A 12,775-nucleotide genomic window follows, 5' to 3' on the forward strand; every position below is an offset into this window, starting at 1 on the left:
CAAAATCATTCCTCCGCAACTCCCCCTTTTATCTCAAATTAACGAAAAGAGCTAAAATTCTTGACAAAGGGGGTAGGGGGATTTTTCCTTACAGTGAATCGCTATTTCCCACTGCCTACTGAACACTGCCTACTGCACACAGAACACTGCATACTGCATACTGCACACTGAACACTGAACACTGCCGACTGCCCCGCTGGGGAGAATTTGCAATCCGACCCAATTATTTTTAGGGATTCGCAATCCCAATTCGTGCCCACTGGCACTGTATGTACCAAAAAGAGAGCGGTTACGAAATAAGGCATTATCCTCTATGCCTAATCGTGACGCAGTGGCCTTTGATACAGGCGGTTTTTTGAGCCGAAAGTGAGGCGTAAAAAATTCGGCTAGCTCGTGAGCCACGAGCGAGATCCGCCGAATTTTAGCCGAGATAAGGCTCAAAAAATCAAACTGAGACGAAAACATAGAATGTACCCCGCAATCCACCAGTTTGAAGCCTGGATCACGGCCACAAGTTTTTTGGTTACTTTTTGGCTTTCAAAAAGTGACAAAGGAAAAAATCTGCGAGTTCGGTCAATTGGGGAATCGAGGTTCACTTACCCTCAACCACCCCTCCCTCAAAAGTCTATTCAAGCCAAACCTACTCTAGGTTCGGAACACTTGATTCAGGTGCACCTCATAAAGCTATACAGTTCATCAATTAAACAATTAATCAATCACAATCCCTCTTCCCAAAAATCCTTCTCCCCAATTATTTTTAGGGATTCGCAATCCCAATTCGTGCCCACTGGCACTGTATGTACCAAAAAGAGAGCGGTTACGAAATAAGGCATTATCCTCTATGCCTAATCGTGACGCAGTGGCCTTTGATACAGGCGGTTTTTTGAGCCGAAAGTGAGGCGTAAAAAATTCGGCTAGCTCGTGAGCCACGAGCGAGATCCGCCGAATTTTAGCCGAGATAAGGCTCAAAAAATCAAACTGAGACGAAAACATAGAATGTACCCCGCAATCCACCAGTTTGAAGCCTGGATCACGGCCACAAGTTTTTTGGTTACTTTTTGGCTTTCAAAAAGTGACAAAGGAAAAAATCTGCGAGTTCGGTCAATTGGGGAATCGAGGTTCACTTACCCTCAACCACCCCTCCCTCAAAAGTCTATTCAAGCCAAACCTACTCTAGGTTCGGAAAACTTGATTCAGGTGCACCTCATAAAGCTATACAGTTCATCAATTAAACAATTAATCAATCACAATCCCTCTTCCCAAAAATCCTTCTCCCCATTTCCTTATACAACAAAAAATAAAGCCAGTCCTCCATGAATTTTCTGTCCAAAGAATAAAATCGGTTTACCTGCATATGGAGATGATTACTGATGATCTGCCATTTCATGCGCTCTTCCTTCCAATGATTTAAATGAGTCATCAACTTTTCCTTATAATCCTTTTTCCAGGCCAATGGCAGTCTTCTGCAACGGTTTTTTTCATTCGATTCTGCAGAAAATCGCCGCTTTGACTCATATGAAATTCTTTTAACCCGAATTCTAAGCATCTTAAATCCATGGGATTCCATTCCGGAGGAAAAGATCAAATCTGACCAGAACTGACTCAGACACTCGATGGAAATAGTACTCGACCCGCTTAGTCGAACCGTTTTTCGGATAATTTCACTGACCAAGGAGGACTCCATCCAAAACAATTTCTCGGAAATCAGATAGGTAATATTGCCGTATTTTTTTACCTCTGGGTAATAAGGACGTAGCTCAAATCGCAGTCGATGAAGGTTATTGACTAGGCGACAAAGTATCTCTTCTCTTTCTTCGGTTGAATTGGGACAAAACCTCAGTCTTACCTGTATCTGCTCCCGGTCCGGATAAACCAAAAAATACCAAAGAACCCGTTTCCTTTTAAGCAAATCGATCAGATAGAATGAGAAAAGTAAAAGCATGGAGTCCTCAAAATCCTCCTCAGAAACCCAAAATACCAAATAAAGCCACTTTGGATCTTCATGGTCGATCGAATTCAAAAATCCGATCCACGGCTTTTCTTCTATCGTTTTTCGATGACTTAGCACAAGTTGTGGATAGATTGATTTTCCATTACGAGAAGTATAAGGACTTTTGTCTTTCCAAATAACTTCGCTGAGTACACACTTGGAGTATTTCCTTAATTCAAGCCATAGAATCTCAAACCCTTCCTCACTTTCCCAGTTGACAAGCAATTCCCGGTCATAGATACCCACCAGAATTGTAAAAGGTAAGGCCTCCTCAATCAGCCATCGTTTTAACTCTTCTTGCAATTCAAATTGGTGGGAATTAATCATCCATCTCCTTGATTGCAGGACGATTTTACCCCAGCAAAGTCTTGGAGAATAGGTTTTTGATGAAAAAATTGGGGCTTGGTAGTGAACCAAATTGAATGACTTTTGATGATCAAGCTCCCAAAGAAGTCGGATCAAAGGATGGCTTATTTCTTTGCCATTCAATGGATGGGTAATTACTGGAATAATTCTTTTCCCTGACTTATTGTGAACAAGTAAAAATTCACTGTCACGTAATCCCATCTCAATCTCATCGAAAGGAATACAATCAGGGTCCCCTTGATTGAAGGGAGTAATATAATTTTCAAAAACCGGGCGGGTAGCACAAATCCCCTGGACTACATGCGTTTCAAAAACACGAACCTCAGTATAGAGTAGGTCATCATTTGGAAAGACTGATGACTTGATTTCTTTTTCAAATGCATAGATCTCTTCATTTCTGTTAAACCTGCCTATAAAAACAAAAGGCCGGTTACAAAGTGCATTGTCCACGACAATCCTGTCATCATCTAGGGCCTTAATTACCAGATCTATATGGTAAATCTGAGACGGCAGAGGAGCTTCCTTTATAACCCCTTTTAAATCCACCTCCTCACACCCCCAAAGAGAATCAGGAATTTCCAAGGATCCCAGTTGACTTACCCCATTTGGAGCTAACTCCAGAAAATCTGAATTGGTGAACTCCTGATAGTTCAGCAGTAAGGGTAAAGGGATAAATCGATCATCGAATTTAACGTGAAACCATTTTTTGAGTCCCTCTAGGTAGTCCGAAGATAGCTCCCCAAAAAGATTGCCTGCGGTTTGAAAAAAATCATCGACCATTTGCTCGATCTCATTTTTGATTCCCAATTGATCTTTGACAACAACGTCCGTATAGACAGAAGGAGTTATTTGGGTTTTTAGCCAGTCCTCGCTGTGATACAAAATCCCCATCTTGATTAATTGCCTCCAAATCTCTTCAATAGGATCTTGGCTCCCTTCCTTAAACCACGATCGAAACTCTGCAAATCGTATCCTCAAATGAGCTTTACAATGATTCTCCAATAGACTGATTACCTTGTTATATGGAATACTTAGTAGAGCCCAACGTTCTTCCTTGACTAGATAACTTAAAAATACCTTGCGGTGAAACTGGCTAAAACTACTGACACTCAGGTGCCAATCCGCGTAGTGGGATTCCGGATTTTCTATAGTGCAATCTGATATAAGCTCGTCTACTTGACTTAGATCAACCGAGAATTTTTGTTGCATATACGTGCCCAAACCAACGGCGGCAAATTTGCCAAAAGGAGTAGACCGGTATCGGCCTCTTAGAATGTACTTTTTTACCTTTAGCCTAACTGGCTTGGCTAAATCCTCATATCCCTTATTTCGGATTTCATGTGCAAGACTTGGGGAGGAAATTGAGATGGCTTCAAGGATTTTTACCCAGTTTTCTCGGATTTCAGATTCATTGTCGGGATCAAAATCAAACAGCGGCGTTCGAAACAAAAACTTCATGTCTTTTTGTTTCGATTCTAAATCACCGAGGGTTAAAGGTCAAAAAAAAGCCACATAAGTACCTTTTTAGGGTACGTACACCTGCTTTTGAGGTACAACCTCGGTTTCTTAATGGTGACGACGCAATAACCTGACAACCTCCGGCTGTTCGACATCCGCGACAACTGACGGGAGCGACTCCCGTGGCCTGTGCCTGCCTCGCCGCTAGGCGGGTCCTCACAGTCCATGGCTTTCAATCCCTTGGTCTGTGTCCTCACAGACCATGCTGTTTCTGCCGTCCTTTCACTGAACTGGGACATACCGTCTCCGTCCTTCGGCATTTTTTCTTCTGCTGTCACAATGTTTCCTGCGCCGGAGGCAATGGATTGGGTTTGTCTGATGCCAGGGGTTGCGCTACGCTGCACCCCTGCCCGCCCGCAGTGGCGGGGCTACAAAGATTCCGCTCCTACGGAGCTGCTTTCCTTCTGGGTCATGACTTCGAACCCCGGCCTTTGGCGGGCACAAATCCCAATTCGGATAGGCGCGTGGGCCGACGCAAACCTGTCCGCCGCAGGAGGAAGCGGGCCGGCGTTTGGCCCTGTGCGGTAGGAGCTTTTTTGCGTCTTGACCTTTTGGTCCTTTTGGGTCAAGCCAAAAGGACGAAGAGAAAGAAACCATTGAGGTTCCTAAGTTCTCACCCAAGCCTCGTCCTGCTTCTCCGCAAGCCGACCATCTCGGTACCTCGCCATTTTCCGTCTGCTTCTCAATTCCACTCCACCAGTCAGTGCCTGCCTCGCCGCTAGGCGGGTCCCCAATCCCTTGGTCTGTGTCCTCACAGACCATGTTGTTTCAGCCGTGCTATCACTTACCTGGGACATACCGTCTCCGTCCTCCGGCATTTTTTCTTCTGCTGTCACCATGTTTCCTGCGCCGGAGGCTATGGCCTTTATGCATTGTTACCCCGGATTCCGCTGCGCTTCACCCGGGGCTACAAAGATGTCGCTCCTACGGAGCTTTGACTTCGCTACGTTGTTCGGCATTTGCAATGGCCAACCAATGGGTATTTCTAATTTTTGAATTGCGATTTACGACCGCCTCGCCAGTACCGAGCTGACTTTGCAACCTTGCGACCTTCCCACTGCATGACTTCAGTTTCATCAAACATCCGACATCCGACATCCAACATCAACCCGTCTCCGTCCTCCGGCATTTTTTCTTCTGCTGCCACAATGCTTCCTGCGCTGAGGCAATGGATTGGTTTTGTCTGATGCCAGGGGTTCCGCTGCGCTGCACCCCTGCCTACTCGCCGTGGCGGGGCTACAAAGATTCCGCTCCTACGGAGCTGCTTTCCTTCCGCGTCAGGTCTGTCGAAGCACTAGTGCTAAGCTTGTCGAAGAATCCGAAATTTCCCATTCCCCAACACCCGTGGTGAGCGGAGCTGAACCATCCAACACCGGACATCCAACTTCCGGCATCCGACACTCGCACTGAGCTTGCCGAAGTGTCCGACATACAACAACCATCCTCCCTAGACAAAGGCAGGATAAAGGCATGATACCCCCTAGACTAAGGCATGATAAAGGCATGATACCCCGTAGATAAAGGCATCTTACTTGGGGTTTTGTCCTTATTTTCCATATAATCCACATATTCCACAAAGTCCACGGAATCCACAGTTTCTCTAGAATCCACAGAATCCATAGATTCCACTTTCGTTTTGATATCCAGATAGATACATCCAGATTTCTGCCATGTTTCACATTTAAAACAACTGAACATATGGCAAAACAAGCTGGTTATATCAAACTCGAGGGCACGATCGGAGATCTGTCCTTCTATAAAAACCGGGACGGGAATTTCATCGCCCGGCGCAAAGGCGGAGTCACCAAGAAAAGGCTCCTCACGGACCCCAAATTCCAGAGAACAAGGGAGAACATGCAGGAATTTTCGCGGGCGGCCACCGCTGCCAAATTCCTCAAAAACGCTTTCCGAGAAATCGAGATCAAATCCAATGGAGGCAGGCTCCACAACCGGCTCTATTCCCAGTCCATGAAGGTGATCAAGTCCGATCCCACCAGCGCAAGAGGGGAAAGAAAGTTCGAGCTGGGAGATATGTCAATCCTCAGGGGATTCCAGTTTTCCGAAAAAGCGGTATTCGACCAGGTCTTCAAAAAGCAGTTGACTATCGTCGATGATCCCGCGTCTGTGACAGTCACCGTTCCCGAGATGGTGCCTTCCAAGTACTTGGTCTATGCCCAGGGGACGACCCACTACCGCTTCTCACTGATCCGGGCGGCGGTGAATGCAGTCGACGGAACTTTCTACACCGAGATCAATGCCTCTGAAAATTTGGTGGTCAATTCCCAAACCCATCCGGAATTGGTCTTGACCCTGCCCAAACCGGCGATAGCTGGAGAAAACTACTTCTTCGCAGTGTCGCTGGAGTTTCTCATGGAGGTCAACGGAGGTCAATACGATTCCTTTGACGTCTCCATGAATCCGGCAGTCATCCTGGCTGTGGTCTGACGATGAACTTCCTGCTCACACGGGAATACTGGCCCGGTGGCACCAACGGATCCCTTGTCCATGAGGGCAACATCCTATGCGCCACCGTCGAACTGCCCTCAGCATGCTTCAAACCTCCCCTTTCCTGCCTGCCAGAAGGGAAGTACGAGCTTCGGGTGACATCAAGTTCTCAGGAACCTGTCATCGGGATATTTCGGCTCCCTTTTCCAGTCGTCGGGGAGCAGGAGGCTAAAGCGGAACTGGGAGCCAGGCAACTGCACCGAAACATCGTCCTGGTGTCTGAAATTACAGGGGAGGGGAGAGGCGTTCCCAGTAGGGAAACCGCCCAAAATCTCGCTTTCCTGATAGGTCAGGCATCCGAAAAAGGGGAAAGGGCATATCTGGAGATAAGGAGCTATCCAGAAGCCGCCCTGAACCTGACTTACCATCAAATCCGATGGATGGACTGATGTTTCAGGCAGTTACGGGAGGAGTCATAGCACTCCTCCTTTCTACCATCGCTTACTTCTTGAAGCTCCTCGTCCAGGATTTGAGACAGATGGGTAAAGAATTGGGAAAGTTGAAGGAAGTCGTGGTTCGGCTACAAACCGAACAAGCCCTGGTCAAATCGCTCTTGCAAAAAGCCGATCTGGTCAACAAAAGCCGAAAATCCCGGCCCTGTGCCTAACTCCTTCAAACTAGCAGATCATTGAACACTGGCCACTGCCAACTGCTCACTAACCATTTCCCAAATAATCCAGACACGTAAATTACTAACTATGAACCTACTAAATGAAGTAAAATTCCGGGCTACCGCCCCAACCCCGCCCTTCTTCCAGTTTCTGAAAAAGGCGGGATTGCTCATCGCCGCGATTGGCACAGCCATGCTGACCGCTCCGGGCGAGGTACCTGACATCCTCCTGGCCTATGCGGGCCATGCGGTCACCGCAGGCACCATCCTGGTAAGCATCTGCCAGCTAACGGTCGATGAATCCAAGCTGGAGGAAAAGCTGCTACAGGCGGTGAAGTAAATATCGAAATCAGTTCAATGTCAAAGCCGGGCGGGATTCCTGTCCGGATTTTTTGGCTTTTTAGGTTTGAACTATTTTTTTTGCTAAATGCATGGTCGTTGATTGGTAATCTCTTTTAAACCAACTACATTAAAGTGATTTTTGAGCTATGATTTTTGACTCTTGACCTTGCCCATTTTGTTGGAAACCCTACAAATCCAATCCTTGGAATTGGTGTCGCCCGGTACCGATGCACAGGTTAATAGGGCTTTACTCTTTTTCCTCCTTCCTGTCGTGATCGCATTCACCTTTATTGTGTTTGTGATTTATCGTTCGAAACGAGAGTCCCACTTCAAACAGAAAGAAATACAGCTAAGGCTAAGCATAGCTGAGGGAGAGCTAAAGGCCCTGAGGGCACAAATCAACCCCCATTTTATCTTCAATTGCCTCAACTCCATCCACCATTATATCCAAACTAACAATTCCCAGCTGGCCGGTACTTATTTGATCAAATTTTCACAGCTGGTGCGATATGTTTTGGAGAGCTCTGCCAAGGCAATCGTGGAGCTCCAGGATGAAATTATCCACAACAAGATTTATTTGGAGCTGGAGCAGATGAGGGTCAATTCCACTTTTCAATTTGTGTTTGAAATGGAGCCTGAATTGGATGGGAAACAAATAGGAATTCCTCCCATGTTTATTCAACCTTTTCTTGAAAACGCCGTCTGGCATGGACTATCCCAAGGAAGCATGCTGCATGTACATTTTTCATTTCATGATGCGGATCACCTGTGTTGTAGAATAAGGGATGGCGGAAAGGACAAAAAAGAGGCAGATGATTATGACTTGGGCAAGTTCGTCAAAAAAAACTCTATGGGCGTTCAGCTGATGAGGGAGCGCTTCGACTATTACAATCAGCTTCACCACACCGCAGCGTCCTTCACGTTCCACGAAAACCCAGAACAGCTTGGTGGGAGGGAAGTGCGCATTCTGATTCCTTTTGAAGAATAGGGCTATGGCTTACAAGACAATTGTCATCGAAGATGAAAAACATGCTCAGGAAAATCTGATCAGTCTGTTAAAACAATATCCTGAATTTGAGTTGGTAGGCCTGGCGGATTCCGTGGACTCAGCGGAGAAATTGGTAGAACAGACAAGTCCGGATTTGGCCATCTGCGATGTGATGCTGAAAGATGGCACTTCTTTCGATTGGCTTGGTCGAAGATCCAAGATCGATTTTGCCTTGATTTTCAGTACCTCTTTTGAGGAATACGCGGTCAGGGCCTTTCGGATGGCGGCGGTGGACTACCTGGTCAAACCCATAGACCCAATGGCCTTTGCCGAAGCCTTGGAAAGGTTTAAGTCCAAAAAAGGGACTGGGGTGGAACATATCCAACAGCTGCTAAGCAATCTCTCCAGAAATTCCGAACGGCCAAAAGTCGCGCTTCCGAGTTTTACGGGGTACACCTTCGTCCATGTGGCAGATATCGTCAGATGCGAGTCTGACAATACCTACACCACGTTTTTTCTAAAGGATAAAAGACAGATCATCGTTTCCCGCACGCTAAAAGACTGTGAGGATATGCTGGAAGGCTATCGATTCTATCGCATACACAATTCCCACTTGATCAATCTGGACTACCTAGCGGAATACATCAAAGGGGAAGGGGGGCAAGTCAAGCTGATCGATGGGACAGTATTGGATGTATCCCGCAGGAGAAAAGAAGGTTTTTTGAGTGCTTGTCGCTAAATGTAGAGCCTATACTCCAAAATCTAGAAGAGAGGCACCGAATTCTAGTGCTGACTAGGAATAGGATGATGATAAGTTGAGCTTGGTCAAAGATTTAAACATGGTCAAGCTAGTAGTATCCACATTTGCATTACATGGTAAGATTTGGCTTTTCTTGGACGAGGAGCTCATCTCTACCGGCAGCTCGACAAGAGAGCTGGAATTGAAGATCGGCGAAAGCTATGTTTTGCATTGGGTGATCAAAGGGAATCCTGGCAGCACCTATTCGATCAGTGTCTCTTCCCCCCGGGAAGCACAGTATTTATTGACCAGAGTAATAGGAGTGGGGGAAAAGGAATTTGGAGGATATAAATTTTCAACTTAACTATTTAATAATATGAGCTACACGATTTCATTAAATAAGGCAGCTAATCTAGTTTTGGCGTTTCTAAAAGAGCCGGCATTAAAAGAATTGGCAGTTACTGAGGCAATTGGAGGCACGGTTTCAAAAGATGCCATAAAGAAGTACGCACTTGTATTTAAAGGATCTATGGGTTGGTACTGCCGCAATCTTACGGGAGATACAGCCTTTCCCAAGTTATTTATGGCCTTTGAGGATGGTGAATACGAAGTGGCAAAAGTGCCCAGCTCGCCAAAGAAGGAAGAGTTGACTTGTCCGGAAAATACATTTGTCTTTGAACGTGGTCATGACTTAGCATCTGTAAAAGAAATGTTGCTAACAGATGTTCACGCTCCGGTTGTTGATAAAAGTATAACTCGAGCCGAAGTGAATCAATTTACGAATCTGATGCCACTGGATAGTGCAAAAAAGAAGTATAATGTTTTTCCCTGCAGCTTTTTTGAAAACAGGGTTAATCAAGATATGGACGCTTTTTTTGCCGACCCTAATGTCCATGGGGTGAGATATTATTTTGGGTATGATAATAGTCCCACTTACCAAGAGTCGAATAGAATTCGAGTTATATTCGTTGGTGTGGACGAAGCTGGTAGGAATATCCTATCTGTCGATGACCCTGATACGAAGACGGCTCAGCTTTTACAAAACTCTTGGCCGCCGCCGCCGCCGCCATATACATAAGTCACTACCTGGCCGTTTCGGATATGGTTACAATTCAAGAGATTTCATCCTTTGCGATTTTGATTCCATTGGCGATTGCAGGAGCGAAACTAAAAACAGGCGATTTAAAACTTCGCCTGTTTTTTCTGTTTCTGCTTTTTGGGGCCTTGGTGGATGGGATAGGTTTTGCAGCTTATAAGACAAATTCGGTATGGAGAATACACGGATATCTGCTGGTCGTTTACCTCGTCTATGAGGCATATTTTTTTCTTTGGCTCACTAGCTCCAACTTACAGTCGGGCATTAGAAGCAGTATTCGAATCCGCATTGGAGCTGCCTTTCTACTCTGCTTTCTCGTAAAGTTTTATTTTGATTTTATTGGGGTGGATTTGCTCTACTCCTCGGTAATACAAATGTTCATTCTTGTTACGATTGCATTTCTCTCGGGATTTTCACTCCTGCGCATGGCCGAGCAGCATGATGATCTTTTGTCTTATCCATGGTTTTGGATTGTGTCCGGAATATTTCTATATACTTTCGGTACCTTTTTTATCGACGCACTGCTCTATTCCCAAATCATCAACAAGATCTGGTACACGAGAAACCTGATCAACATCATCCAATACGGATTTTTTGTGGTTGGCTTGTTGTTGATTCCTTCGTCCAAGTAGAGCCTTTCCAGTTGCTGTCTGGAGCATGAATAATGGGTTTTCCGATTTTTGGGCATTTGCCTCCGGCTACTAGCCAGGCCCCTCCATCTTCTGATTTTGGATATTTTTCAGGCGTTAGCCTATCTACCTTTTCGCATAAATAAACAGAACGGGCTGTTTGTTAAATGCTTAAGGTTATGAGAGTTGTTTTGTTTATCCTGCTGATTTTATTGTCTTTCCAAGGTTTCGCACAAGAAGCAGATTCGCTGGAAGGGCAAAAGGCCGAGAAATCTGTTCAAATACCAGGCGAAACTGACAGTAAAGATGCAGAGACAGCAGAAGACCAAGAGCCTAAAAAAGAAGATGAGTCGGATCTGAATTTTGGTTTTTGGCTATACATATTGATGCCGGTAATCCTCACCTTCTCGTCTGCATTCTATTTTATCGGATGGCTGAAGAAAGAGGGTTTTAGAATCAGCAATGCCCTATCAGATGATGTACCTGAGGAGCGCCTTCAGCAAGCCCAGACCGTACAGGCTAGGCTAGTTCAGGCTAGGGCTAACATGATAGCAGCCAATGCCGCCGATCCGGGCCAGGCCCAACCAGTTCCTCCGATGCCTTCTCCTGAGCAGAGTACGATTCCGATGAACCGAAGCAGTAGTCGTCTGATCGCTTTTTTGAGTTCGATGAGTGCCTCCATCCTGGCGATCTGTATCTTTTCCTACTACATGTATTTCGCGATTAGGGGTATGACGGTTCCCGAGTTCGAAGATCTCTGGCCTATTTTGACCGCCCTGGGCTTAGGTATTGTGCCTTATGGTACTAAGGTGGTGAGTGGGAAGTCTGCTACTTAGGGTTATTCAAGACCAGCGCTTTGTGAAGGTGTCTGGTCTCTAAGTGGAGGATTAGTCCCTGATAGTTTATGAGTGATATTCTATTGCCTTCTGGACCAATAGTCTATTAATTATGAAATTATTTTAATGTATAGTTTAAAGACAACAACATGAAAAATATTTTAGCAGTTTTGTTGGTGGTAATCATAGTTTCTGGAGCATATGGCCAAAACGATGATGGTAAGAAAGTTGAATTGCAATTCAAGAAAAGAACCTCTTTCTTTTCCGTAACTGATAGATATGAGTTGATTGGAGACACTATATATCATGCAGATGATGGCTTTAGAGTGTTTTCAGGCTATGATACTGAAATAGCTCAAAACGGAATCGAATACGTAATATTTCGATATCCGAAATGGAGAGAAAATATGCAAGACCGTGAAGTGATAGAAGGCCAAGAGAATACATTTGATTTTCTGTATTTATCAGATAAAATAGGAGACCTATATCAGAACGACCCAGCGAAAGCTGAAATTTATAAGGAAATTTTAGATTCTCTAGATGTACTTGCAAAAGCCGAATTAGCTCAAAAGCCAATACATGTTGATATCATAGGGAGAAATGGAATAAAATTGGCTTTGCTCAAGTCGGATTTTGAAAAGATGACAGATAAAGATATGGTTGAAGACGTCTATTCACTCAAATGGAAACATTCTACAAGAATGGCTTCTGGGTTTATGACAGTTCCTTTCAAACTCAGGCCGACCCAAGATTCTGTAAATTTCAATATGACAACTGATATTACTTTGGGTGCTTATATAGGTGTAAAAAAGCGAATTTCAAGGCAAGGGAATAATTTTATTGTTATGCCTGTAACACTTGGTTTGTCTTATATAAATGTTGGAAATAGTGAAACGTCTAATGTAAATGTAGATAATAATTCTAGCGTTGTGCCAGGTTGGACTTGGAGTACTGGTTTAGTGTTTGATTTGAATGGTTTTAATGTTGGAATTGTATTAGGGCAAGACTTTGCAAGTGGAGTTGGGGATGACTGGCTCTATAACAAGAAGATATGGTACTCTTTTTCTATTGGTTACTCTTTCTTTAGTAATAAGGATAAATAGCGTTTTGGACTGAGCGAAAAAAGAACAGAAATTTAGCAATTATTAATGATTAA

14 protein-coding genes are annotated in these 12,775 nt (G+C 44.8%); 12 read left to right on the forward strand and 2 right to left on the reverse strand.

Features of this window, described 5'->3' with window-relative positions; translation table 11 throughout:
• Positions 1-1,240 precede the first annotated feature (1,240 nt).
• Positions 1,241-3,814 (reverse strand): thiopeptide-type bacteriocin biosynthesis protein, encoded by a 2,574-nt coding sequence (locus J0A67_RS04745; protein ID WP_206568114.1) that lies wholly within the window; start codon positions 3,812-3,814, stop codon positions 1,241-1,243.
• A 225-nt stretch (positions 3,815-4,039) separates the two neighbouring features.
• Between J0A67_RS04745 and J0A67_RS04750 the strand changes: the two genes are divergently transcribed.
• Entirely contained in the window at positions 4,040-4,402 is a 363-nt protein-coding gene (locus J0A67_RS04750; protein WP_206568115.1) for a hypothetical protein, read from the forward strand.
• A 77-nt stretch (positions 4,403-4,479) separates the two neighbouring features.
• On the opposite strand, the gene J0A67_RS04755 is transcribed toward J0A67_RS04750, so the two are convergent.
• Complete coding sequence (locus J0A67_RS04755) at positions 4,480-4,713, reverse strand: hypothetical protein (protein ID WP_206568116.1); 234 nt, start codon at positions 4,711-4,713, stop codon at positions 4,480-4,482.
• A gap of 859 nt (positions 4,714-5,572) precedes the next feature.
• Between J0A67_RS04755 and J0A67_RS04760 the strand changes: the two genes are divergently transcribed.
• The 11 genes from J0A67_RS04760 (at position 5,573) to J0A67_RS04810 (ending at position 12,722) form a co-directional block, all read left to right on the forward strand.
• The gene (locus J0A67_RS04760) at positions 5,573-6,319 is read left to right on the forward strand and encodes a hypothetical protein (RefSeq protein WP_206568117.1); all 747 of its coding nucleotides are present in this window, start codon (positions 5,573-5,575) and stop codon (positions 6,317-6,319) included.
• Positions 6,320-6,321: 2 nt separating this feature from the next.
• Positions 6,322-6,768: a DUF5675 family protein gene (locus tag J0A67_RS04765; RefSeq protein WP_206568118.1), complete on the forward strand. Its 447-nt coding sequence runs from the start codon at positions 6,322-6,324 to the stop codon at positions 6,766-6,768.
• Complete coding sequence (locus tag J0A67_RS04770) at positions 6,768-6,986, forward strand: hypothetical protein (RefSeq protein WP_241265065.1); 219 nt, start codon at positions 6,768-6,770, stop codon at positions 6,984-6,986. Before J0A67_RS04765 ends, J0A67_RS04770 begins: the two co-directional genes overlap by 1 nt.
• 91 nt (positions 6,987-7,077) lie before the next feature.
• Complete coding sequence (locus J0A67_RS04775) at positions 7,078-7,329, forward strand: hypothetical protein (protein WP_206568120.1); 252 nt, start codon at positions 7,078-7,080, stop codon at positions 7,327-7,329.
• A 180-nt stretch (positions 7,330-7,509) separates the two neighbouring features.
• The gene (locus J0A67_RS04780) at positions 7,510-8,319 is read left to right on the forward strand and encodes a sensor histidine kinase (protein ID WP_206568121.1); all 810 of its coding nucleotides are present in this window, start codon (positions 7,510-7,512) and stop codon (positions 8,317-8,319) included.
• Positions 8,320-8,323: 4 nt separating this feature from the next.
• A complete protein-coding gene (locus J0A67_RS04785; protein ID WP_206568122.1) occupies positions 8,324-9,058 on the forward strand; it encodes a LytR/AlgR family response regulator transcription factor in 735 nt (244 codons plus the stop codon).
• 100 nt (positions 9,059-9,158) lie between these two features.
• Positions 9,159-9,422 (forward strand): hypothetical protein, encoded by a 264-nt coding sequence (locus tag J0A67_RS04790; RefSeq protein ID WP_206568123.1) that lies wholly within the window; start codon positions 9,159-9,161, stop codon positions 9,420-9,422.
• A gap of 12 nt (positions 9,423-9,434) precedes the next feature.
• Positions 9,435-10,136, forward strand: coding sequence for a hypothetical protein (locus J0A67_RS04795; RefSeq protein WP_206568124.1), 702 nt, complete (start codon positions 9,435-9,437; stop codon positions 10,134-10,136).
• Between the two features lie 23 nt (positions 10,137-10,159).
• Positions 10,160-10,786: a hypothetical protein gene (locus tag J0A67_RS04800; protein ID WP_206568125.1), complete on the forward strand. Its 627-nt coding sequence runs from the start codon at positions 10,160-10,162 to the stop codon at positions 10,784-10,786.
• A 176-nt stretch (positions 10,787-10,962) separates the two neighbouring features.
• Complete coding sequence (locus J0A67_RS04805) at positions 10,963-11,619, forward strand: hypothetical protein (protein WP_206568126.1); 657 nt, start codon at positions 10,963-10,965, stop codon at positions 11,617-11,619.
• A 149-nt stretch (positions 11,620-11,768) separates the two neighbouring features.
• On the forward strand, positions 11,769-12,722 hold the full coding sequence (locus J0A67_RS04810; protein WP_206568127.1) for a hypothetical protein: 954 nt from the start codon (positions 11,769-11,771) through the stop codon (positions 12,720-12,722).
• Positions 12,723-12,775: the final 53 nt, after the last annotated feature.

The sequence above is a fragment of the Algoriphagus aestuariicola genome (assembly GCF_017254835.1).
In the GTDB taxonomy this organism is placed as follows: Bacteria; Bacteroidota; Bacteroidia; order Cytophagales; family Cyclobacteriaceae; genus Algoriphagus; species Algoriphagus aestuariicola.